This window comes from Brevibacterium sp. (assembly GCF_052105255.1).
In the GTDB taxonomy this organism is placed as follows: Bacteria; Actinomycetota; Actinomycetes; order Actinomycetales; family Brevibacteriaceae; genus Brevibacterium; species Brevibacterium linens_B.
The window spans coordinates 42069-65050 of the sequence record NZ_JBQDYQ010000011.1 but is presented as its reverse complement, the minus strand read 5'-3'; the positions used below and the strand labels follow the sequence as shown (position 1 = coordinate 65050).

At 65.9% G+C, this 22982-nt stretch carries 24 protein-coding genes and 2 pseudogenes; 5 read left to right on the top strand and 21 right to left on the bottom strand.

Annotation, left to right across the window (positions count from 1 at the left end; genetic code table 11):
* Positions 1-41: 41 nt before the first annotated feature.
* A complete protein-coding gene (locus ACTIIH_RS05470; protein ID WP_441450973.1) occupies positions 42-1310 on the top strand; it encodes a ThiF family adenylyltransferase in 1269 nt (422 codons plus the stop codon).
* A gap of 53 nt (positions 1311-1363) precedes the next feature.
* A pseudogene (locus ACTIIH_RS05465) lies at positions 1364-1582 on the top strand (transposase); the annotation flags it as partial.
* A gap of 10 nt (positions 1583-1592) precedes the next feature.
* On the opposite strand, the gene ACTIIH_RS05460 reads toward ACTIIH_RS05465, so the two are convergent.
* The 17 genes and pseudogenes from ACTIIH_RS05460 to ACTIIH_RS05380 form a co-directional block, all read right to left on the bottom strand.
* A complete protein-coding gene (locus ACTIIH_RS05460; RefSeq protein WP_247619178.1) occupies positions 1593-2120 on the bottom strand; it encodes a general stress protein in 528 nt (175 codons plus the stop codon).
* Between the two features lie 400 nt (positions 2121-2520).
* Complete coding sequence (locus ACTIIH_RS05455; RefSeq protein WP_441092326.1) at positions 2521-3342, bottom strand: alpha/beta fold hydrolase; 822 nt, start codon at positions 3340-3342, stop codon at positions 2521-2523.
* Positions 3343-3395: 53 nt separating this feature from the next.
* Positions 3396-5132 carry an FAD-dependent oxidoreductase gene (locus tag ACTIIH_RS05450; RefSeq protein ID WP_441092325.1) on the bottom strand — a complete coding sequence of 579 codons (1737 nt, stop codon included), beginning with the start codon at positions 5130-5132 and terminating at the stop codon, positions 3396-3398.
* Positions 5129-5389 carry a UBP-type zinc finger domain-containing protein gene (locus tag ACTIIH_RS05445; RefSeq protein WP_441092324.1) on the bottom strand — a complete coding sequence of 87 codons (261 nt, stop codon included), beginning with the start codon at positions 5387-5389 and terminating at the stop codon, positions 5129-5131. Before ACTIIH_RS05445 ends, ACTIIH_RS05450 begins: the two co-directional genes overlap by 4 nt.
* Positions 5386-5838, bottom strand: a complete 453-nt coding sequence (gene trxA / locus ACTIIH_RS05440) for a thioredoxin (RefSeq protein ID WP_101624944.1) — start codon at positions 5836-5838, stop codon at positions 5386-5388. Before trxA ends, ACTIIH_RS05445 begins: the two co-directional genes overlap by 4 nt.
* Positions 5835-8462, bottom strand: a complete 2628-nt coding sequence (clpB, locus tag ACTIIH_RS05435; protein ID WP_441450970.1) for an ATP-dependent chaperone ClpB — start codon at positions 8460-8462, stop codon at positions 5835-5837. Before clpB ends, trxA begins: the two co-directional genes overlap by 4 nt.
* On the bottom strand, positions 8453-8764 hold the full coding sequence (locus ACTIIH_RS05430) for a chaperone modulator CbpM (RefSeq protein WP_069600178.1): 312 nt from the start codon (positions 8762-8764) through the stop codon (positions 8453-8455). The genes clpB and ACTIIH_RS05430 overlap by 10 nt, the downstream gene beginning before the upstream one ends.
* Positions 8761-9648: a DnaJ C-terminal domain-containing protein gene (locus tag ACTIIH_RS05425; RefSeq protein WP_441092322.1), complete on the bottom strand. Its 888-nt coding sequence runs from the start codon at positions 9646-9648 to the stop codon at positions 8761-8763. The genes ACTIIH_RS05430 and ACTIIH_RS05425 overlap by 4 nt, the downstream gene beginning before the upstream one ends.
* Positions 9649-9651: 3 nt before the next feature.
* A complete protein-coding gene (locus tag ACTIIH_RS05420) occupies positions 9652-10191 on the bottom strand; it encodes a nucleotide exchange factor GrpE (protein ID WP_441450967.1) in 540 nt (179 codons plus the stop codon).
* A gap of 18 nt (positions 10192-10209) precedes the next feature.
* Positions 10210-12075: a molecular chaperone DnaK gene (gene dnaK / locus ACTIIH_RS05415; protein ID WP_441092320.1), complete on the bottom strand. Its 1866-nt coding sequence runs from the start codon at positions 12073-12075 to the stop codon at positions 10210-10212.
* A 35-nt stretch (positions 12076-12110) separates the two neighbouring features.
* Complete coding sequence (locus ACTIIH_RS05410; RefSeq protein ID WP_441450981.1) at positions 12111-12491, bottom strand: Hsp20 family protein; 381 nt, start codon at positions 12489-12491, stop codon at positions 12111-12113.
* A gap of 474 nt (positions 12492-12965) precedes the next feature.
* Positions 12966-13250 (bottom strand): hypothetical protein, encoded by a 285-nt coding sequence (locus ACTIIH_RS05405; RefSeq protein ID WP_295689643.1) that lies wholly within the window; start codon positions 13248-13250, stop codon positions 12966-12968.
* Positions 13251-13459: 209 nt separating this feature from the next.
* Positions 13460-14491: pseudogene (locus tag ACTIIH_RS05400) on the bottom strand (LssY C-terminal domain-containing protein); the annotation flags it as partial.
* Positions 14492-14651: 160 nt separating this feature from the next.
* Complete coding sequence (locus ACTIIH_RS05395) at positions 14652-15365, bottom strand: HEAT repeat domain-containing protein (RefSeq protein WP_441450965.1); 714 nt, start codon at positions 15363-15365, stop codon at positions 14652-14654.
* Between the two features lie 36 nt (positions 15366-15401).
* Positions 15402-15545: a hypothetical protein gene (locus ACTIIH_RS05390; protein WP_441450963.1), complete on the bottom strand. Its 144-nt coding sequence runs from the start codon at positions 15543-15545 to the stop codon at positions 15402-15404.
* 207 nt (positions 15546-15752) lie between these two features.
* Positions 15753-16481 carry a HEAT repeat domain-containing protein gene (locus ACTIIH_RS05385; protein WP_441450961.1) on the bottom strand — a complete coding sequence of 243 codons (729 nt, stop codon included), beginning with the start codon at positions 16479-16481 and terminating at the stop codon, positions 15753-15755.
* A gap of 94 nt (positions 16482-16575) precedes the next feature.
* The gene (locus tag ACTIIH_RS05380) at positions 16576-16842 is read right to left on the bottom strand and encodes a hypothetical protein (protein WP_441450959.1); all 267 of its coding nucleotides are present in this window, start codon (positions 16840-16842) and stop codon (positions 16576-16578) included.
* Between the two features lie 151 nt (positions 16843-16993).
* Here ACTIIH_RS05380 and ACTIIH_RS05375 point away from each other — a divergent pair, with 151 nt between their 5' ends.
* Both ACTIIH_RS05375 and ACTIIH_RS05370 read left to right on the top strand, forming a co-directional pair.
* Positions 16994-17581 (top strand): peptidoglycan-binding protein, encoded by a 588-nt coding sequence (locus tag ACTIIH_RS05375; protein ID WP_441450957.1) that lies wholly within the window; start codon positions 16994-16996, stop codon positions 17579-17581.
* Positions 17582-17682: 101 nt separating this feature from the next.
* Positions 17683-18042 carry an ArsR/SmtB family transcription factor gene (locus ACTIIH_RS05370; RefSeq protein WP_139909298.1) on the top strand — a complete coding sequence of 120 codons (360 nt, stop codon included), beginning with the start codon at positions 17683-17685 and terminating at the stop codon, positions 18040-18042.
* 54 nt (positions 18043-18096) lie between these two features.
* On the opposite strand, the gene ACTIIH_RS05365 is transcribed toward ACTIIH_RS05370, so the two are convergent.
* The 3 genes from ACTIIH_RS05365 to ACTIIH_RS05355 form a co-directional block, all read right to left on the bottom strand.
* On the bottom strand, positions 18097-19032 hold the full coding sequence (locus ACTIIH_RS05365; RefSeq protein WP_441450955.1) for a DMT family transporter: 936 nt from the start codon (positions 19030-19032) through the stop codon (positions 18097-18099).
* A gap of 40 nt (positions 19033-19072) precedes the next feature.
* Positions 19073-20206 carry a pyridoxal phosphate-dependent aminotransferase gene (locus ACTIIH_RS05360; protein WP_441450979.1) on the bottom strand — a complete coding sequence of 378 codons (1134 nt, stop codon included), beginning with the start codon at positions 20204-20206 and terminating at the stop codon, positions 19073-19075.
* Positions 20207-20339: 133 nt separating this feature from the next.
* The gene (locus ACTIIH_RS05355) at positions 20340-20912 is read right to left on the bottom strand and encodes a peroxidase-related enzyme (RefSeq protein ID WP_441450953.1); all 573 of its coding nucleotides are present in this window, start codon (positions 20910-20912) and stop codon (positions 20340-20342) included.
* 173 nt (positions 20913-21085) lie between these two features.
* Between ACTIIH_RS05355 and ACTIIH_RS05350 the strand changes: the two genes are divergently transcribed.
* Entirely contained in the window at positions 21086-21391 is a 306-nt protein-coding gene (locus ACTIIH_RS05350; RefSeq protein ID WP_441450951.1) for a cupin, read from the top strand.
* A gap of 36 nt (positions 21392-21427) precedes the next feature.
* Here ACTIIH_RS05350 and ACTIIH_RS05345 read toward each other — a convergent pair whose 3' ends face one another.
* Complete coding sequence (locus ACTIIH_RS05345; protein ID WP_441450949.1) at positions 21428-22909, bottom strand: glutamate--cysteine ligase; 1482 nt, start codon at positions 22907-22909, stop codon at positions 21428-21430.
* Between the last annotated feature and the right edge of the window lie 73 nt (positions 22910-22982).

The window sequence follows — 22982 nt, the reverse complement described above, 5'->3', positions numbered from 1 at the left end:
CAGCTGCTCTCGCAGCTTGACACTCAAACTGTCACCTTTCTTTGCATCAGTCCCCTCAGCTCATCGCTCGTTCGACCCATCGGTACGATCTCACCTACTCGACCGAGGGAGATGGACATCGCACTCCCGTCTTCACCCTCGCGAGCGACATGCCCTTCGGCGCCGCCTCGACGCTCGCGTTGTTCCTTACGCTCCTGGATGATCCGTATCTCGACCAGGCCGGAGGTCAGCCCTCACGAGTAGCGGCCCAATCGCCGGCGTTCATCACCTCCCTTCTCGCCAGTGCTCTCAGAAACCCCGACGGCGAGGAGCAATACTTCGTCCTCGCCGTTCCCCATCCCGCAGGCGGCCCACATCACCTGCTCGGCGGACGCCTCCACGCGACGACCGCCGATGCGCTTCGACGCGTCGCTAAAAAGCACGGCACCGCGATCAACCTTGATCCCGCGAGTATCAACGCCGAAATCCCCATTGAATGGTGCAACATGTCCGACGAACGACAAGAAGTCACGACGCGGCGCGACGAACGCCGACCGGTCAACGGCTACCAAGGAAAGATGGTTCACATCTGGGGGTGTGGCGGACTGGGGTCATGGGCGGCCGAGTTCATCGCACGCGCTGGGGCCGCAGGTATCACCGTCTGCGACCCAGGAGTCATCACCGGCGGACTCCTCGTACGACAGAACTACACCGAAGCCGACATCGGGCAGACGAAAGCCGATGCCCTCGCGACACGGCTGCGCTCGCTCCGCGACGACCTCACCATCACCATCGCCGAGGGGAGCGTGCCAGACCTCGCCGATCTCCTGGCGGCCGATCTCATCATCGATGCGACCGTAAGCCACAGCGTAACCACGTACCTCGACACACTTGTCGGCGTCGAGCGCAAAGCCCTCATTGCCCAGATCGCCACTGACGCCAGTTCCGGCACCCTCGGCATCGCCAACGTCAGCGCACCTGACTCCACTCTGACGCCATCGGGAATGGATGCACGCGCGGGTCGCACGGTACTTACCGACGGTGAGCTGGAGCTTTACCATCCGCTCTGGCAGGAGGTGGCCGACGGGGACGAACTGATACCAACGAGAGGGTGCTCCGTGCCCACCTTCCACGGTTCAGCCGCAGACCTTGCCGCCGTCGCTGCGACGCTCGTCAACATGATCGGCCGCCAGCTGCAACAGCTGCCGTACACAATCTCCGGGACACATCTCATCGCGCTGCCACACGCCCCCTCCGGGCCCAGGCACCACTTCGTGTTGGCCGAAGCAGAGGATGCGAGTCTGCCGCCCTCAGCCGGAGACACTGAATAGCCTCCGCCTACGCGCTGAATCGCTCTGGGTTTCGTTCCGTTTTTCAAGCAAGTATGGAGATCCGCAAGCTCGGCCGCACCATGAAGCAACGCGCCGACATCCTCGCCTTCTTCGACCGGCCCGGCACAAGCAACGGGCCCACGGAGGCGATCAACGGCCGGCTCGAGCACCTCCACGGCTCCGCCCTCGGCTTCCGCAACCTCACCCACTACATCGCGAGATCGCTGCTCGAAGCCGGAGGCTTCAGACCCGCGCTACACCCTAATTCGTGAAGGGCCCTTTTCAGTCTCCGGGGTGGGCGGTCTGGTCCGCGAGGAGACGAGCGGCCTCCGCAGCGTATGGTGCTTCCACTTGGACCTCGTAGTGGCCCGCCTCAAGGGTCTCCAGTGAGTCGAAGTCCCGTCGGCCGCCCTTAGCCAGGTGTCCAAGGAAGTAAAGCAAAGCGCCCCAAACTGCGCCAGAGGCGACCGAGATGATCAGGATGGCCAGCCAACCGAATCCGGGGGCGAACAGCCCGAACAGCAGACCTAGCAGAACACCGAACCATGCTCCAACGCCTGCGCCCCGTAGCGCAGCCTTTCCTCCTGTCAAGCGACCGAGTACATGCTCGACAACACGAACGTCGAGCCCCACGATCGCCACTCGTTCCACAGCGAAGCCGGCGTCGGAAAGACGGTCAACCGCTGCCTGCGCACTGGCGTAGTCAGAGAACCGCGCGATCGTTTGTTTCCAGCGGGGGTCATTGGTGAACGGGGGCTCACTAGCGTCCTGTTCCGGAGGGTTGTTGCGAGGGGCCTCGGGGCTGGTCATGGGCGTACTCCTTTAGTGAAAACTGGATGAATCACCGTGCTAAGACCAGAAGGCTGGGTGCACGCCCGTCTTCCGGTCTTGCAAAGCCGGGTGTTGCGCCGTTCGGCATCAGGGAAAGGTCGCCCCTGTTTGCTTTCGGCGCGTGCTGCGAACGAGAAGCTAACTCTGGCTCGTCGATGGGTCTCCGGCCGGGACTGAAGCAGGCCGGACGCGAGGCGGTCGAGCTCGCTCAAAGGATCGAACGACATTGCCGTGATGAATCATCTCCTTTCCGTATGCGGGTCCTCGGGTCTATCCCGATGCCTTTAAATTAGCACTCTCCACGCGGGAGCGCCATCGTTTTTGGCCCTTTCATCTGGTTATTTCTCGTACCAAGAATCTGCTTTCTTGGGCGAAATCGTCATGCTGTCACCGCCTCGGCGACGACTCGCGCGAGGCGCTTGCCGATGAGGTGGTTCGTTGCCCGCACACGCCGAACGGTGACCCCCATCATCCGCTCCACGATGCGCAGCACGGCTTCGGAGCGGAACTCGTCGAGGTCGCCCATGATGACGTCGATGGGGGCTTTGACATGGGCGATGTCGCTGAGAGTGGTCTGTGACTCGATGGAGTGCTGCAACGACTTGACGAATGGCTCCCAGTTGCGTTCAGTGATATCTACAGCTTTGGGGATGGGCAGCAGCCGCTGTACCAGCGCAGCGTGCCGGAGGGTGAACTCCCGGTTCGTGCGGAGGTACTCGTAGAGCCGCAGGTAGAAGTCCATCCGGGCCCGCTCGATGACGTCCCCTAATTCATGGGGTGCGAGATAGATAGGTGGGCTGACCATCACGAGCTTCGCGACTCGCTTTTGCCGCCGGGCGGCGTACCGGGCGCCGATGAGGGCGCCCATGGAATGCCCGACCACAGTGAACGGCTCGCGCAGCCGCAGCGACGCGACCGTCCGCTCGATAGCGGCGACATGGTCGGCCAGGGTGTAATCGGCCCACTCCGGCGCCGGCGACTCGCCGAAGCCGAGCAGGTCGATGGCGATGCACCGGTGGGTGCGCTCGAGCAGCGGGATCACGTGGTGAAACGTCACCGACGAGGACGCGATACCGTGCAGCAGCAGCACCGTCGGGCCCTCGCCGCGTTCCTCGGCGATATGCAGCACCGGCATGCGGCGAAACCACCTCATCCGACGCAACGTCGAGCGGATCTCGCCCGCTACGCCCGCATGGGCCACCGGAGGATCCGCGGGTTCTCCCACGGCTGCCGGGTTCGGGGAGGCTTGCGGCATCAGGTGTCCCTGGATGTCGGAGCTCCTGCGCACACCCGACTGTGACGACCCTCGTTCAGGTACTCGTGGATCTGCCGGACCACACTGGCGCCCTCACCCACAGCCGAGGTCATTCGCCTCACAGACCCGTGCCGTACATCGCCGATAGCGAAGACCCCGGGGATGGTGGTCTCCAAAGAGAAGCGGGGGCTTCCTTCCGTCCGCGCGCCGGCCAGCTCCGCCTCCGCGCCGGTGAGGATGTACCCGTCAGGATCGCGTGCCACATCGACCTTCAATGCCGTCGTCGCCGGAGCGGCGCCGACGAAGACGAACACGTGCCCCACGGGGAGCTTCTCCAGCACGTCACCGTGACGGACTGTGATCGCTTCCAAACGGTTGCCGCCGTGTGCTTCCACGACCTCCGAGGACAGCAGCACGTTGATACGGGGGTGATGTTGGATCTGGTCCACCAGGTACCTGGACATTCCCGCTCCCAGGTCCGCGGCGCGCACCACAAGGTGCACACGGGAGGACGTGCGGGCAAGAAACAGCGCGGCCTGGCCGGCGGAGTTGCCGCCGCCGACAACAGCGACAGGTGTGTCTACGCACATCCGCGCTTCCTGCGCTGTTGCCGCGTAGAACACGTTCGAGGTCTGGAACCGGTCCAGCCCCGCGGCGGGAAGCGAGCGGTATCGCACCCCGGTGGCAAGGACCACCACATCCGAGGTGACCTCCCTGCCATCTTCGAAGATCACCCGGAAGCGGTCCTCATCCTCCACGACCTCCTGGACCGTGGTCGGGATGTCCAACGTGGCACCGAACTTGCGCACTTGCAGGAGGCTGCGGTCGGCGAGCTCAGTGCCGGAGATTCCGGCGGGAAACCCCAGATAGTTCTCGATCTTCGCTGACGTTCCCGCCTGCCCGCCGGTGGCGACCGCGTCGCACAGGTAGACCGACAACCCATCGGAGGCTGCGTACACCGCCGCGGCAAGACCAGCCGGCCCACCGCCGACGACCACCACATCGCAGGTGGCCGGTGGGGCGGGCGGGCGCATCCCCAACTCTTCGGCAAGCCGTGCCGGGGTGGCATCCAGGACGGTGCGTGAGCCGCCGAGGATCACCAGCGGGAAGTCGGCGACGGTGGCGCCGAGCTGGCGAACCAGTCGCTCCGCTTTCTCGTCCTCATCCAGGTCCACCAGCCGGTGGGGCAGCCGGTTTCGTGCGATGAAGTCCAGCAGATCCCGGGTCTGCGGGGAGAAGCAGGAGCCGACGATCCGCAGGCCCGCTCCCGCCCCGATGGCCAGGGAGCGGCGGATGAGGTAGGCCCGCAGGATGATCTCACCCAACAGCGGGTCCGAGGTGACGATGGCCTCCAGCTCATCGACGGGCACCTCCACCACCTCGGCGGCGCCGATGGCGGAGACGAACACGAAAGACGGCTGTCCTTCCAGCAGCCCGACATCCCCCACGAACCGGCCGCGGCCGTGCACCCCGACCGCCAAGGGCTCATCGGAGTGGCGCGGATCCGCCACAGGTTCGGTGTCCGCCGTCAGCAGGTGCCCTTCCAGGACGACATAGAGGGAGGACGGGTGCTCGCCGGGCTGGATGAGAACCTCCCCGTCGGTGAGTGTGCGGCGCTGCCCTCGTACGAGCAGCACCGCGATCTGCTCGTCGCTGAGCCGCGGGAAGGCGCCGATGGTGTCAGGCGTCTCGGCCTGAGCGTCCTGGCGGCGGTTGGCGCCGAGCGTGTCACTCATAGATACGCTTCGTCCACATAGCACCAGCTCCAGTTCTCCCCCAGCTCCAGCGACCGCACGATGGGGTGCCCCGCCGTGAGCGCATGCGCGCGAGCGTGCCGCATCGGGGAGGAGTCGCAGCACCCGACCTTCCCGCAGGTGCGACACATCCGCAGGTGCAGCCAGGGCGTGCCGGCCGCCACGCAGTCCTCACATGACCCGGGTGTCCGGGGACGGACCGGGGGGATGAGCGGGACGTGTGGGTCGACGTATCTCATGGGGCACCGCCGGCCGAGCCAGCCTTCTTCTGCAGCGCCTCGTCCACCCAGCGCAGCAGCACGTCCGGCGGGGCGGCTCCGGATTGGCGGGAGAGCACGTTCCCTTGGTTGAGGATGAGCAGGGTCGGCACCGTCTGGACGGAGAACTTGCGGGCCGTCTCCGGCGCGGCGTCCACGTCCACTTTCACCAGCTTGAGCTCGCCGGCACGTTCCGTGGCGACCTTTTCGAGGGCAGGGCTGACCATCCGGCACGGTCCGCACCAGGTCGCCCACAAGTCCACGAGCACCACTTGCGGGGCCTTCTCGACCACCTCGGCGAAGTCCGCATCGCCCGCATCGACGATCCACGGCACGACGCTCTTGCAGGCGCCGCAGCGCGGGTACCCCGACGCGGCGGCGGGGACACGGTTCTTCTTCCCGCAGTTGGGGCAGGTCACAATCGCGCTCACGCCGCGTCATCCTCTTCGACGGGCGCTTCGATGTTGAAGACGAGGTCGCCGTCCTGCACGTCCAGCGTGACCGTCGACCCGTCCATCACCTGCCCGCTCAGCAGCGCACGACCCAGCCGGGTCTCGATCTCATGGCTGATATAGCGTCGCAGCGGACGCGCACCGTACACAGGGTCGTAGCCGCGATCGGCGATGAGCTGACGTGCCGCGGGAGTCAGCTCGATGCGAATCTGACGCTCGGCCAGCCGGGTGCGCAGGTCGGTGAACTGCAGCTCCACAATCTCGTGGATCTGTTCACGACCCAGCGGCGAGAACACCACGATGTCATCCACCCGGTTGAGGAACTCGGGACGGAAGTGGGCACGCAACTCGTCGAGCACACTGTTTCGCACGTCGTCGGGGATCGCGCCGCCATCGGAGCCCAACAGGTGATGGGCACCGATGTTGGAGGTCATGATGACGATGGTGTTGCGGAAGTCGACGGTGCGTCCCTGACTGTCGGTGATACGGCCGTCGTCGAGGACCTGCAGCAGCGTGTTGAACACGTCCGGGTGCGCCTTCTCGATCTCGTCGAGAAGGACCACGCTGTACGGGCGGCGGCGCACCGCCTCGGTCAGCTGCCCTCCCTCGTCATACCCGACATACCCGGGAGGTGCACCGACGAGCCTGCTGACGGTGTGACGTTCCTGGTACTCGCTCATGTCCAGCCGGATCATCGCCGACTCGCTGTCGAACAGTGCTTGCGCGAGCGCTTTGGCCAGTTCGGTCTTTCCCACACCGGTGGGGCCGAGAAAGATGAACGAGCCGATGGGTCGGCGCGGGTCGCGGATGCCGGAGCGGGCACGGATAATCGCGTCGCTGACGAGCTTGATGGCCTCATCCTGACCGACCACCCTCTCCTTGAGGGTGGCGTCCAGGGTGAGGATCTTGTTGCGTTCGCCTTCCTGCAACCGGGCCACGGGGATCCCCGTCCACGCTGCGACGATCTCGGCGATCTCGTCCTCGGTGACCACCTCCCGCAGCAGCCGCTGCCGGCCCTGCTTGGAGGTGAGACGCTCCTCCTCGGCGCGCAGGCGTCGTTCCACGTCAGCGATAGCCCCGTACCTCAGTTCAGCGGCACGGTTGAGGTCGTAGGAGCGCTCAGCTTCGTCCGCCTCCCGCCGCAACCGCTCCAGCTCACCGCGCAGCTCCTGGACCTTGCGGATCGCTTGACGCTCCGCCTCCCACTGGGCGCGCTTGGAGTCCGCCTCCGCCTTCAGGTCGGTCAGTTCCCGGCGCAGCTCCTCCAGCCGGTTCTTGCTGGCAGTGTCCGTTTCCTTCGACAGCGCTGCTTCCTCGATCTCCAGGCGGGTCACCCGCCGGGTCAGCTCGTCGAGCTCAGCGGGCATTGAGTCGATCTCGGTTCGCAGTCGCGCGCAGGCTTCGTCGATGAGGTCGATGGCCTTGTCGGGCAGGAACCGGTCGGAGATGTACCGGTGGGACAGCACGGCGGCAGCGACCAGTGCGCTGTCCTGGATGCGGACACCGTGGAAGACCTCCAGCCGTTCGCGCAGGCCGCGGAGGATGGAGATCGCGTCCTCCACGTCAGGCTCCTCGACCATCACCGTCTGGAACCGGCGTTCCAGGGCAGCGTCCTTCTCGATGTGCTTGCGGTACTCATCGAGGGTGGTGGCACCGATGAGGTGCAGCTCCCCGCGGGCGAGCATCGGCTTGAGCATGTTGCCGGCGTCCATCGCCCCTTCGGTGGCTCCCGCCCCCACCAGGGTGTGCAGCTCGTCGATGAACAGCAGGATGCGTCCCTCCGCTGCTTGCACTTCCGCCAGGACTGCCTTCATTCGCTCCTCGAACTCGCCCCGGTACTTCGCGCCGGCGACCAGGGCAGACAGGTCCAGCGAGAACACGGTCTTGTCGCGAAGGCCCTCGGGCACGTCCTCGCTCAAGATCCGCTGGGCAAGGCCCTCCACGATGGCGGTCTTTCCGACACCGGGCTCGCCGATGAGGACGGGGTTGTTCTTGGTCTTGCGGGAGAGGATCTGGATGACCCGGCGGATCTCCGCATCACGCCCGATGACCGGGTCAAGCTTGCCCAACCGGGCGTCAGCGACCAGGTCACGGCCGTACTTCTCCAGCGCCTCGTACGTCTGCTCGGGGGTGGCGGAGTTGACGTGCTGGTTGCCGCGAATCTCGGTGAGCGCGCTGAGGAAGCTCTCCCGGGTGACGCCGTGTTCGCGCAGCACGCGGGACGCGGCACGGCTGGAGGAGTCGTCGGCGAGGGCCAGAACGAGATGCTCCACGGAGATGTAGGAGTCTTTCAGCCGCTTTGCCTCCTGCTCCGCCCGTTCCAGGGTGGAGGTGAGGCTGCGGCTCACGTACACCTGACCGGTCTGCGGGGAGGACCCGGAGACGCTGGGCTTGCGGGCGATCTCCGCTTCGACGCCGGCGCGTACCGCTTCCACGTCAGCACCCGCTGTCTGCAGCAGTCGGGGAACCAGCCCCTCCTCCTGCTGCAGCAGTGCGAGCAGGAGATGCTCCTCGTCCGTTTCGATCTGACCGGCCTGGACCGCGATGCTCTGGGCCGAGGTGAGCGCTTCCTGCGACTTCTGAGTGAGTGAGTTCATGTCCATGGGGTGTCTCCTTCAAGTCGGATGGTCCGGTGCTGCTCGAGCTGCTCGATGCGGGCGAGCAGGTCGAGCACGAGTGCGATGCCGGCGTAGTTCACGGCAAGGTCGGAGTGCAGACGCACGATGGTGTGCACGCGGGCGGGGACGGTACGGGCGAACCACAGCCGGCCGCTGGTGTCGACGTGGGCGGTGACCAGCCCCAGCTCGACGAACTTCCGCAGCGTATCCGGGTGGATACCTGCGGCCACCGCGGTCGCCGCTAGGTCGGCCCGGGCGACACGGACGGGCAGGTGATGTGAGGTCATGATTCTCTCCTGGCATCAAACGACGATTCGTCGCGGAGCTGTTCGAACAGCTTCTTCTCCTTCTTGCTGAGAGTGCGGGGAACGACGACCTTCACCCGCGCATACAGGTCTCCCGGCTGTCCTCTGCGGGGCATCCCCTGCCCGCGCAGGCGGAGCCGCCTGCCAGTGGACGAGCCGGGCGGAACGTGCACGGTGACCGGGCCGCCGGGGGTGGGCATGCTGACATCCGCGCCCAGCGCCGCCTCCCACGGTGAGATGGGAAGGTCCGTTTCGATGTCCGCGCCGCTGAGCCGGTACCGCTTACTGTCTTTCACGCGCAGCGTGACCAGCAGGTCGCCGTCCTGTCCGTCGGCGCCCGCTCCGCCTGCGCCCGCGATCCGCAGCCGCTGCCCGTCGACAGCGCCCGCTGGGATGTCGATGGTGTATTCCTGCGCGCCGCCGTACGGGGACGCGACCTGCACGGTGCGTCGCCCGCCCCGGTAGGCCTCCTCGACGGTGATCTCCAGCTCCGCGGTGTGGTCGGCGCCGTGACCAAAACCACCGAAGCCGCCCCCGAAGAGGTCCTCCCAGTTCACGCTCTGCGCGCCGCCCCCGCTCCACGTGTATCGGGTGCCGCCGCTGCGGCGCGGCTGCTCGGAGGAGCGAGCCGCGTCCGCGGCGGCGTACTGCCGGAAGTTCTCACCGAACCGGTCGTACTGTGAGCGGGTTTCCGGGTCCGACAGCACATCGTGGGCTTCACTGATCCGTTTGAAGGTCTCCTCCGCCCCCGGGGTCTTGTTGACGTCCGGGTGGAATTTGCGGGCCTTCTCCCGGTAGGCGCGGCGGATCTCCTTCTGATCCGCCGACCGGGAGACCCCCAGCACGCTGTAAAGATCCTCCGCCATCGCCTACTCCTCCTCCGGCCTGCGGGTGACCACGACCGCAGCCGGTCGCAGCATCCGCTCAGGCGTTCCGAACCCGGGGCGAGTGACGGCGAGGATGCTGCGCGGCGGGACGCTGGCATCCTCGACGACCGAGACCGCCTCGTGCAGCTGCGGGTCGAACTGGGCACCGTCGATGACAATCTCGGGGTACCCGAGTGCGCGCAACGCATCAGCGGCCTGCGCCCGGATTGCCTGCATGCCACCCCGAACGCCCTCGTCAAGGTCCGCCCCGAAGCTGAGCGCCCGGTCCAGCCCGTCGACGACGGGCAAGAAGGCACTGGCGGTGTGCCGCCGCTCCTGCTCGCGGACGGTCTGGATCTCGCCCGCCGTCCGTTTGCGGAGGTTGTCGTAGTCCGCCGCCGCCCGGCGCCACCGGTCCTCGGCCGTCTCCAACTGGGCGGCGACCGCTGCTTGCGCGGCGCGGATCTCCTCCGGGGACACGTCGGTGAGGTCGTCGTTCAGCAGGTCCACGGCCAGCGTGTCCTCGTTCTGCTCCTCGACCATCGCGATCCTCCCTCCGTGCTACTTGTCGAATTCGGCGTCGACGACGTCGTCTTCGTCGTCCTGAGCGGGCTGCTCAGCGTGGCTGTCGTTCGCGCGGGCCGCAGCAAGGGACTGCGCAACCTGCAGCAGCTCGCCGGTGCGCTCCTTCGCTTCCTGCTCGCCGACGTTGTTCTGCACTGCCTCGCGGGCCTGCGTGATGAGCAGCTCCGCGCGGGCACGCTCGTGCTCCGGTGCAGCGTCGCCGAGCTCACGCAGTACCCGCTCGACCTGGTAGGCGGCGGAGTCCAGCTCGTTGCGGGCGTCCACGGCCTGGCGCAGCGCCTGGTCGTCAGCATGGTGCTGCTCGGCTTCCTTGATCATCCGGTCGATCTCGCCCTGGTCCAGATTCGAGGTGTCGCTGATGGTGATGCCCTGCTCGGTGCCGGTGTCCTTGTCCTTCGCCGTCACGTGCAGGATGCCGTTCGCGTCGATGTCGAAGGTGACCTCGACCTGCGGTTCACCGCGAGGAGCGGGGCGGATGCCGGTGAGCTGGAACCGGCCCAGCACCCGGTTGTCTGCGGCGTTCTCCCGCTCGCCCTGCAGGACGACGATCTCCACCGAGTCCTGGTTGTCTACGGCCGTGGAGAACACCTCGCTGCGTCGGGCGGGGATGGTGGTGTTGCGTTCGATGATCTTCGTCATCACGCCACCGCGGGTCTCCACACCCAGCGACAGCGGGGTGACATCCAGCAGCAGCACGTCGTCGACGTCGCCCTTGAGGACGACCGCCTGGATGGCGGCGCCCACAGCGACCACCTCATCGGGGTTCACCGTCATGTTCGGCTCCTTGCCGCCGGTGAGCCGCTTGACGAGCGCTTGAACAGCGGGGATGCGGGTGGAACCGCCCACGAGGATGACCTCGTCGATGTCGTTCTCGCTGACCTTCGCGTCGGTCATCGCCTGACGCACCGGACCGAGGCACCGCTCAACGAGGTCAGCGGTGAGGTCTTCGAACTTGGACCGCTTGACGGTCATGGTGAGGTGCTTGGGTCCGCTGGCGTCGGCGGTGATGAAGGGCAGGCTGACCTGGGTCTGGGACACCGAGCTGAGCTCGACCTTCGCCTTCTCGGCCGCCTCGAACAGTCGCTGCAGGGCCTGCGGGTCGTTGCGCAGGTCGATGCCGTTCTCGTTCTTGAACTCGTCGGCAAAGTAGTCCACCAGCCGGCGGTCGAAGTCGTCGCCGCCCAGGTGCGTGTCACCGGCGGTGGACCGCACTTCGACGACCCCGTCGCCCACGTCGAGGAGGCTGACATCGAACGTGCCGCCACCGAGGTCGAACACCAGGATGGTCTCCTGGTTCTTCTTGTCCATTCCGTACGCCAGTGCGGCGGCGGTGGGCTCGTTGATGATGCGCAGCACCTCGAGCCCGGCGATGCGTCCGGCGTCCTTGGTCGCGGTGCGTTGGGCGTCGTTGAAGTAGGCGGGAACGGTGATGACGGCCTCGGTCACCTTCTCACCGAGGAACTTGCTGGCGTCGTCGACGAGCTTGCGCAGCACCTGGGCGCTGATCTCCTCCGGGGCGTACTGCTTACCGCGGATGCTGAACCGTGCTTCGCCGTTGGGGCCTTCCACGACGTCGAAGCCGACGGCGTTGGCTTCCTCCTTGATCTCGTCGAAGGACCGGCCGATGAACCGCTTGGCGGACGAGATGGTGCCCTTCGGGTTGAGGATGCTCTGCCGGCGGGCAAGCTGCCCCACCAGCCGTTCACCGTCCTCGGTGAAAGCGACCACCGACGGGGTAGTGCGGGCTCCCTCCACGTTCGGGATGACCTTCTCCTCGCCGTTCTCCCAGACGGCGATAACGGAGTTCGTGGTTCCCAGATCGATTCCTACTGCCTTGGCCATGATGGTTGTTCCTTTCTTGTCACGTGAGACACGTTTCAGGGGTCGTCAGAGAGCGCGCCAGGATCGGCGCAGGCGCAGGGCTGAGTGCCCAGAGTCAGGAAGCAGGCTGCTTCAGGGGGATCTTTCCGGACGGCGGGCTGCTCGATGGGCATCGCCACCCGCAGCACGCCCAGGTCGCAGCTGGCGGTGATGCTGTCGCTGTCGATGCCGGGCGACACTCCCACCAGCCGCATGAATTGCCCGTGGGGGCCGTCCGGCGGTGAACCACTTCGCGCCGGCGGTCGCGGACTGGGCCGCTGACCGCGCGGACGGTGAGCGGCTGGCCGCCCACCCAGCTCGATGGACTCCGAGTCGATGCCTGGCAGGTTCGCCTCAGGAACGTACTCGTCGCCCTCTCGGGACGGATCGACCGACATCGAGCGCGGATCCATCTGCTGAGCGATGCGCAGGTCCGCACATGAGGTCACCATCTCACTCCCCCCATTTAAGCTGAGTCGCTATAACTCCACTGCCGATGTTTGTTCGACGCGCGAACGCGCGGTAGAGCTACGTCGTTCTGGTACCAGACTGGACCCCACGTAGGCATTTTGCAAGTGATTCGCCTGACGAACGGAGCCTGAACCGCTTTCCAGACCGGCGCGTCCACAGGGCTCAGCCCCACCACCGCGCCGTCGCGCTCAGCGAGCCAAAGCGTCTCGACTGCTCCGAGCCTGGACAAGATGCGTCCTGTCACCGGGTCATTGGGTTCGATGAGCATGGACAGCACCAACGTCGCGGTGCGCTCGTCATTCGCGACCTCACTAAAGCTGGTCATCATCGGTTCCTCTCGGCGCTCGTTACCGACGAGGTGCGCCGAGCGCTACCGACGGATCAGCAACTTGGAACCGCAGCTACGAGTCATCGCTCGCCTCGTCCACGATGAGTCCAGCCTCGACCAGTGCAGCCCGCACGGCCTTACGGTCCACGCCCATCCGGCGACCGATGGCCCGCATCGAGACGCCCGCTCGGGTGAGCCGCACGGCCTCGGCCTTCTCGTCGATCCCCAGCCTTGGTCGGCGGCTCGGCACGTTGCGGCGACGCAGATGGGAGAACACGGTGGCGCGGTGAATGCCGTACCTCTCAGCGAGCGCCTTGACTCTCATCCCGGCCAGGTAGTCGCCGACGAGGGCGTCCACCTCGGAGTCGGTCAGAAAAGTTTGAGCCGTCTCGATAGTGCTCGCAACAGGGCCACGACCATCCTTCGGAGCGGTATCCTGGGGACGTCGAGAGACCTCGTAGACCCCACGGTCTAGGCGGTTGACCAGGGTTTTTGTCTTGGGGGCGGAGTTGCCGAACGTACTACTCAGGCACTGATCACATCCCACGCTTGGAAGAGCAGCAGGACAAGCACGAGGGCAGCCCCGACGACGGTCTGCAGCGGGCGCTGTCGCCACAGCGTCTTCGTCACTTCGGACACGCTGCGTGAATCGGAGTAGATGCGGGTGGCGTCGAGCGCCAGCTCCAGGCGTTCGGGGTGATCGGCCTCGTCGGCGACCACCTCGGTGACGTCGACGATCGGCAGGTGCCCGTCGGTGATGATCGCATCGCCGCCGCCGTTGCGGGAATGGTATCCGGTGGAGAAGTCCTTGATCCGATCGACCGCGATCACTTCATTGGCACGGGTGACTGTGTCGACGATGTGGTCTCGTTCGACGTCGGTGTTCTCTTCGATCTTGTGGGTGAGCTGGAGGGTGAACAGGAAGATGCCGACGGCTTTGTCATAGGTACCGGCGGCCAGCCAATCGGCCTGATGTCCGCCGGGCAGCAGCCATCCGCGCGGGCATTTCCAGAACCGCACATGGTGGCGCTGGCCCGGATCTCCGTCGACTTCCTGCTGGTAGGCGAAGTCCTGACGGCGGCCGAACAGCAGCAGCGGGGACACCGGAGCCTGCGGGTAGCTGCGCTTCGTCACCGTCGACCGGATGATCTCCCACGTCGATGCGGGAGTGATGCTGTCGGCGAGGATCCATCCGGCTTCGCGCATCGCATGGTGGATCTGCGCTTCCTCACCGCGCCAGGCGAGATTGACCGGATCGCCGAGCAGACCGTCAGAGGTGCGAGTGCGGCCGATGAAGTAGTTCGGCACATAGATCTGGGACAGGATGCGGTGCAGCCGGGGCAGAGCCAGGTACGACACGACTCCCCAGAATACGAGCAGCGTGAGCACCTGCCACCAGCCGAGGCTGAATCCCTTGAGCAGGATGAGCAGCGCCAGCCAAGTCGAGGCAGCGCCGGCGAACAGGAAGAACAGGTAGTCGAGCACCCCGGTGGGCGTGAAGTGGTGTCGCCGATAGACGAACGGCTGCCTCAGCCGCCGCTTCTGCCCGACCGCCGCACGGGCCGCATCCGTTCCGTCCGTCGTCCCGCCCGTTGTCATGAGGGCCAGTTTAATGATCAGTGCTCAGCCACCGGAATGAGGAAGACCCGACATCCCTTCGCCGAGGCGGTCGGAACGCGGATTCCCACCGCCCCTCACAGAGGCGGCCGGAACGCGGATTCCCGTCTTCCCCTCACCGAGGCGGCCCGACCGAAATCGGTCAGGTTCGTCCCTTGCTCGATGTCTGCTCCCGTCGGCGGCGACCGAGTGCGGCGAGAGCGGTGGCTGCGAGCTCCGGGCTGTCGTCGTCGCTGAGCTCGGCAATGAGGTCACTGCTGCGGTCGCCGGACATTTCGAGGAGGACTTGGAGCACCCGGAACCGTATCTGGGGATCGTGTGAGTCCGCTTGTCGATGCAGTTCGGTGAGTACCCATTCGCCGATGTCGGCAGTCGGTCCGGTCGCGTCGACGATGAAGCCGAGTGTCTCGGCCGCCTCGATGTCCTTCGGTCCATTCATTGCCATGTCGAGCAGCACGGGCACGGCTTTCTCATCACCTGAGCGGCCGAGGGTGAGTGCGGCGATGCTGCGGGTATCAGGGTCGAGATCGTCGAGTCCCTTGTCCAGCGCCTGTTGGATCATCGAAATCGAGCGTGAGTCGAGTTTCTCATCAAGTGTGGTCCTGCGGATCTCGTCGAGGGCCAGCAGTGCATTGCGACGCACTTGGGCAGATGCGTCGTCCATTCCGACCACCACATGAGGCACGGCCTCGGCACTGGCCTGGGCGAGCGCCCACCGCATGGCCCCGGCCGCGTTGAGCACGGTCTCCTGCAGGACTGCCTGCGACAGGGCCTCGATCGGCATTCCGCCGTCGACTCCGCTGCCGAGTGCGGCCTTGCGCCGTTGGATGACACCGACGGATTCGAGGGAGCACATGAGATCGATGGTGTACAGGAGAGACTCGCCGTCGGCTCAACCGAGCCGAGCGACGGACTGGAGGTGGTCGAGCAGACGCCGCTCGGCCGCGATCCGCTCACGTGCCTGGGCGATGAGGTCCCCGAGCACTGTGCCGGGGTCGACGATGAGCATTGCCACCTCTTCTCTGCTGTCAGCCACTCTATGCCGCAATAGTGGCCCTCCGGGTGCATTGTTCCGAAGTTCTTCGATGCCTGGGACCTTTCGGACGTCGCTCAGCGGCCGCAGGCGGACTTCGCGCAGGTGCTGGAACACGCACTGAAGGAAGGGATCCGAGACCCCGGCCGTGTGCCGACGGGCTTGCCCCACCCGTCGGCACACGCACGATCAGACCTTCCCTGTGCCGATCTAGACCGTGGCCTCGGACCCCAGTGCGACCACCCGCTTGGCTGCGTCCAAGGCGTGGGCGAAGCCGGCATCCGGGTCATCGAACATGTCCCGGGTCGCCATGGCGTGAGCCCGCACTGTGTCGTCCTCTGCATGAAGCCTCTCATCGACCACTGACACGAGGTCCTCGCCGAGGGCCACAAGCGCTCGGCTGAGGCTCTTCTGCATCTCGAGATCCCCGCGCCCCAACTGTGTCACCAGGGCGGATGCCAGTTCTTCACGATTGTCACCGGGCACAAGGGCAACGGCGGCTCTCCACGCGCTGCGGGCCACCTCGGTGTCGGTATGGGCGATGAGGGCGGTGCCGATCCGGGCCGGGTCCATGGCCGGCCAGGCGCGGACGTCACCGATCTTCGACAGGGTGTGCAGGGATTGGCTGATCGCCTGCGGCAGCGGCGAGTCGAGTTCGGCGACGAGGCGGGCAACGGTGTCGTCGGCGGGCAGCCGAGTGAGCGCCCAGGTGAGCATGTCGCGGACGAAGAAGTCCGGTTCGATGCGGCACCGGGCGATGAGCACGTCGAGGTCACGGGGCTCGGCCCGGGTGCCGATGGCCATCGCCGCTTGCAGGCGCTGCTGCGGGGTCGACGCACTCAGCGCGTCGATCATGGGGTCGCCGGTGTCGTTCCGAGGGCCGATACCAGTCGAAATCTCCGGTTCGGAAACCTGGTGGTGTTTGAGTGGATGTGTCATGGTCTCCACCTCCTTGTCACCCAGTGAAGACCCTGACATCGTGTCAAGGTCAAGGAGGATGGACTCGCTTCCCTCTCGTCCTCAGCGCGGAGCCTCAGCCTCCGCTCGACCAGCCTCCGCTGACCGGAGCAGTGGTGCTCGGACCGGGGCCGCCGTCCGAGTCGGAATCGGAGGATGAGGATCCGATCGACGAGGAGTCCGAGGTCGGCGATGAACCTGTCGACGACGATTCCGAGGACAGAAAGAGGACGGCAACGAGGATGCCGGCAACGGTCAGGATGCCGACAGCGACGAAAGAGAAGACCACTATGAGGCAGGTCATCAGAGGTGGGCGGTTGCTGCGCCGAACGATTCTCACCATGGTTCAAGCCTAAGCTGTGCGGGGTCATCCGAAACCGGCCCGCACTCGGCTCCGCTCGACCCCTCACCGCCACTCGGCCGAGACCTTCCTGTGATAAAAACCTCGGCGTTGCCCCATGCGCTCTTAAGTTTGTTGCACTATCGTTATATTCATGCCTCGTCTGACATCATCTCGCAAGGGCCGCCGGTCCGTGCTCACTGGTGCCCTCATCGGGCTCGGGGCTGCAGTGATGGCACTGGTCGTGGGCGCCGTCATCATCCTCAATTCCCCCATTTCGTTCGGTTCCACGAAGATCAGGCAGATGCAGATGGCTTCGGTCAACCAGCTCAGTCAGCAGCAGATCGACAATGCTCGGCTCATCATCGGCGTCGGCCGCGGCGGTGACTTCGTTGACCACGCGATCCGCATCGCCCTCATGACTGCCTTGCAGGAGTCCTCGCTGCGCAATCTGGATTCCGGCGACCGCGATTCGGTCGGCCTGTTCCAGCAGCGCCCCTCCCAGGGATGGGGCGAACCCCATCAGCTCACCGATCCCATCTACGCGACGAAAGCCTTCTACGGGATCAACCCCGAGGTCGAGAACCCCGGTCTCAATCAGATCGACGGTTGGGATGCGATGCAACCGACCGAAGCGGCACAGTCCGTGCAGCGCTCAGCTCTCCCCGACGCCTACGGGCAGTGGGAATCCTTGGCCGATGACCTCCTCGGCACTCAGGCCGACGTCGAAGCCCTCGACTGAGACGCTGGCAGCCCCGACAGCCCGAACCCCGCGACAACCGCAACTACCCCACGATGCCTGATATCGCATGACCACGCCCGGTTGTCCGGTAATCTGCACTCATGGCCTCCATTCCCGATTCCGTTCCCGTCAATGACGACGTCGAGCAGCTCCTGCTCAATCCCGAGGACCATCTCGAAGCCATCACCGAGACCGCCGACCTCTTCAAGGCCCTCGCCACACCCTCCCGACTGAAGATGCTGCTCGTCCTCACCCACGGCGAGGCCACGGTCACGCACATCGTCGAGGCGACCGGACTGTCCCAGCCGCTGGTGTCCCAGCACCTGAAGTTCCTCCGCGGGCTCCACCTCGTCGGCGTCAACCGGATCGGCCGCGAAGCCTACTATTCGCTCAAGGACGACCACGTCGCCCACATCATCGTCGACGCCATCGCCCACACGATCGAGGCCCACGAACACTGAGTTCTGCCCGGGGCGCTGCTTCCGCAGCGATTCCTTCGCCGAGGCGGCCCACCCCTACCGACGTCGACGACGTGTCAGAGCCTCAGGTCCCCCGCCGACGATCCATACGATGAGGGCCACGAGCACGGCGCCGATCCACTGTCCCGCCTGCAGCCGTTCCCCGGCGATGAGGGATCCGAGCACCACCGCTGACAGCGGCTGCAGCAGCATGAGCGCAGCGGTCATCGACACCGGCACCAGCGGGCTGGAGATGCTCAGCAGCACCCACGACAGCGCCTGACCGCAGACGGCCAGGGCGATCATCCAACCCCAACCGGCCCAGCCGAGGTCGAAGTCGAGTCCGCCGAGGGTCAGCCCGGCCACGGCGGTCATCACACCGGCGGCGATCGTGCCCACCTGGACCGGGGCGACGACGAAGTCTCCGGCGACCTTCCGACTGTGGTGGATGCCGAAGATGTACACGCCGTAGAGCACACCGGACAGCACCCCGAAGATCGCTCCCCGCGTCGGATTCGCCGCCGTCTCATCAGCACCGAACACTCCTCCGGTCAGCAGCATGCCGACGATCATGATGGGCACGCAGCCGATGAACAGCCAGCCCGGCCGGGAACCGCCGAACGCCCACACCAGTGCCGGGAACACGATGACTTGGACGCTGATGAGGACCGTGGACACACCCAGACCGGCGTCGAGCACGCTCTGGGCCCACAGCACATAGTCGATGCCGAGCGCGGCACCGGAGACCGCGGCGATGAGGATCGCCTTCGGTGGAAACCGCCCGTGCCGACGCAGCTCGAGCACCGCCAACGGAGCGAGCACAACGACCGCGATCCAACACCGCAGGAAAGCGGCAGTGGGGGCGGTCGCCTCGGCGAGGATGACGAAGAGCCCGGCCGACCCGAGCAGAACGGCCGCGAGAATGACGCCGATCACCGGCAGGGCCTTCGGTGGCGGAGGCGGCCCGCCCGCTCGCACATCCTCGGCGCTCATCGAATCCCCTCGGAAGGGCTCATCTCACGACGTTCAGGGCTCATCCCTTGAAGTCGAGGATGCGGTCGATGGCTTCGGCCGTCCGGTCCGCTCCGACGGCCAGCGACAGGCGCACCGACCTGGATCCGTCGACGGAGTCGAAATCGTCACCGGGGGCGAGCGCAACGCCGGTGGCCTCGAGCACCTGCTCACACCATTGGCCGGAGGTCGCCAAGCCCGCGCGGTCGAGGATGTCATCGACGCGGGCGTACATGTAGAAGGCGCCGTCGGGTGGGGCCATCTCGCCGAAGCCGAGGTCGGCAGCGGCGTTCAGCACATGCTCGCGGGCCCCGGCGAATGAGGCCACGGCCGCTTCGCATTCGGCATAGGACTCATCGGCGAAGGCCGCGACCGCCGCGTACTGCGCCGGAACCGGGGCGCACAGGGAAAGATTTCCCGTGACGTTCTGGGCCGGGGCGACGAGCGCTTCGGGCAGGATCGCCCAGCCGAGGCGCCACCCGGTCATGCCCCAGTATTTGGAGAACGAGGAGATGACGATGGCAGTGTCGTCGTGGGCGAGTGCGCATTCTCCGCGGGTGCCGATATAGCTGATGCCGTGGTAGATCTCATCGGAGATCACCTGCACCCCGTTGTCTCGGCACCAGTCGACGATCTGCCCGAGTGCCTCGGGGCCGATCATCGTGCCCGTGGGGTTCGCGGGTGAGGCGAGCATGAGCCCCTTGAGCGGGGCCTTCGCATGGGCGGCGGCCAAGAGGTCGACGGTGGGCTGGAACCCTTCGTCGGCACCGCAGTCGAGTTCGACGACCTCGCAGCCGAGTGCCGCGAGGATGTTCTTGTACGCGCCGTATCCGGGCCGGGCCAGAGCCACCCGATCACCGACGTCGAAGCAGGTGAGAAACGTCGTCTGGAAGGCGCCGGAGGATCCGGTCGTCACGGCGATGCGGTCGGGTGCGATGTCGAGTCCGTACCAGTCGCGGTAGTGGGAGGCGATGACTTCGCGAAGTTCGGGGATGCCGAAGATCGGCGAGTATCCGAGTCCCGTACCGTCGTTCATGACTTCGGCGGCGCGGGTGAGCACTGGGCTGGGCGCGCCCTGGGTCGGTTCGCCCAGGCACATGGCGATGGTGTCGCGACCAGCGCGCTGCATCTGCCCGACGGTGGCGACGATGCCCATCGCTGCGAAGGGCTTGACCAGCCCGGAACGGGCGGAGGCGGCCGGACCGGAACCGGCGGAGGCTGCCGGACCGGAAACGGCGGAGCCCCGGGTGGTGGGGTCGGCCTCTGCGAGGGTGGATGAGGTCATCGGTTCACTTCTTCTCACGCGGGAGGCGGCCGAGGGTGTAGAACTCCGGGTTCGGGAGCATTCCGGAGATGTGGGCCATGCGGTTGGACAGCCCGAAGAAGCCGGTGATCGCGGCGATGTCCCAGGCGTCTTCGGCGTCGAATCCGTGGTCGGCAAGCCTCTGGTGGTCGGCGTCTCCTACGGCCCACGGTTCGTCGCAGACCTTCACGGCGAAGTCGAGCATAGCCATCTGACGTGGGCTGATATCAGCCTGGCGGTAGTTCGTGGCGACGACATCGGCGATGAGCGCGTCTTTCTGGAAGATCCGCAGCATCGCCCCGTGCGCGACGACGCAGTAGAGGCAGTGATTGATCGCCGAGGTGGCCACGACGATCATCTCCCGATCGGCTTTGGTCAGGTTCCCCGTCTCCTTCTCCATGAGCGCGTCATAGTAGGCGAAGAAGGCGCGGAATTCGTCCGGTCGGCGGGCCAGGGCGAGGAAGACGTTGGGCACGAAGCCCGACTTCTCGGCGACTTCGAGGATCTGGGCGCGGATGTCATCGTCGACGTCGTCGATGTCAGCAAGTGGGTATCGCATATCCCTTATGCTAGCCCGGGTGGATCGGTTTAAGTCGAGCCCGCTCGCTGTGAGGGCAGGTGGCGGTGTGCGCCCGTGAGATGCCCAGACGGAGCGGTGCGAGCGATACAGTGAAGGCGTCAGGTCCGTCCCGGCTTCCGCCGCAGGCCGTTCGCGCATCGAAGGAGATCACCATGACCGCAGACAATGCAGCAGACACCGGCTCGACCGGCGAGGTCCAGCTCGACAACGGCGTATTCCGGGTGACCAAGTGGACGATCCGGCCCGACGGCGTCATCCCGATGCACAAACATGAGTATGAGTACGTCGTGGTGCCGATGGTCACGGACACGATGCTCGTGCACAATTCGGATGGCACCGAGATCCGTGCCGAGCTCGAGGCCGGAGTCTCCTACACACGCCCGGCAGGGTCCGAGCACGAGGTCTCGAATCCCGGAGGCAGCGCCGACGTCGTCTTCGTCGAGGTCGAACGCCTCTGAGTCCGCGGGCGGGCACTCCGTAAGGAGAAGTCAGCCTCAGCGGGTGGGGATCTCCCAAGTGTGGACGGGCTTGCCGGTCGCCTGGTTCGCCAGGTAGGCGTCCATCATCGCCGTGATGCCCTCGACGCGTTCGGGTGAGTCCTGTCGGCTTCCGGGCGCGAGGCTCTCGAGGGCTTTCAGCTGCCAGGTCGCACCGTTGATGCGGCGGTCGGCGCGGCCCTCGATGATCGACATGTATTCGTCGATGACGTCCTTGTCGATGTTCAGTCGTGCCAGTCCGCGCCTGGCCTGGGGGGCGAGCACATCGGTGACGAGGTCGGCCACGCCGATGCGCCCGATCTTCGGCCACGTCACGCGCGCCTCGATCCCGTCCTTGGCACAGGCGTTGAAGTTCTCCTCCGCCTCGGCGAACGACATCCGCGACCACACGGGACGGTTCTCACCGACGAGAAACTCGGCCAGTCCGTAGTAGAAGGCCGCATCGGCGACCATGTCGACCGGGGTCGGGCCGGCCGGCAGCAGCCGGTTCTCGACACGGATATGGGCGCCGCCGTCATCGGAGTTGTAGATGGGACGGTTCCACCGCCACACGGTGCCGTTGTGCAGATTGAGTTCGAAGAGCTTCGGAGCGTCGGCGGCACGGAATTCGACGAAGTCCTTGATCTCCGGCAGCAGCGGCGGGAAGTAGCGGACGTTCTCCTCGAAGAGGTCGAAGACGCTGGTGATCCATCGTTCGCCGAACCACACTCGGGGACGCACACCCTGGTTGACCAATTCGGGCGTGCGGGTGTCGATGGACTGCGCGAAGATCGGGATCCGGGATTCGTGCCACAGCTTGCGGCCGACGAACAGCGGCGAGTTCGCTGCCATCGCGACCTGCGCCCCGGCGATCGCCTGCGAGGCGTTCCACGCATCGGCGAACCGGTTCGGCGCCACCTGCAGGTGCAGCTGCATCGACGTGCAGGAGGACTCCGGAGCGATATCGGAGAACTCCGCCTTGCACCGCTCTTCGCGGCCGAGCTCGATGCGGACGTACTCGCCGCGGGCGTCGATGACCGAGTTGCTCAGCGCCTCGTACCGGTTCTCCTCGGTCATCCACTTCTCGTCGGTGAGGAACTCGGTGGTCAGGGTCGGCAGGGTACCGATCGACACCGCCTTGAGTCCGTCCTCCTCGGCGGCCTTCTGCGCTTTCTCCAGGCGGTGGGCGACACCGGCTTCAAGTGTTTTGAGCCCACGGCCCGCGACCTGAAGCACCGGGTGGTTGAGTTCGAGGTTGAACGCGCCGATCTCGGATTGGTACTCGTCATCGAGTCGGGCGAGCACTTCCTTGTTCCGCAGGCTCGGCTGATTGCCGTCGCCGACGAGGTTGAGCTCGAGTTCGAGCCCGATCGTGCCCGCCGATTTGAAATCCGCATGGCGAAGGTAGGTATCGAAGAGCTCGAGATTCTCTGCGAGCTTCTCTCGATACAGTGTGCGTTCTTCCGGCGTGTACCGCTTCGAGCTGACTGCCTCACCCATAGGACAAGCAAACCACAGACGGCTGGGTTTGCGCGGTGATCTCCGTCCCGCATCCAGGCACACATCTGGTGCC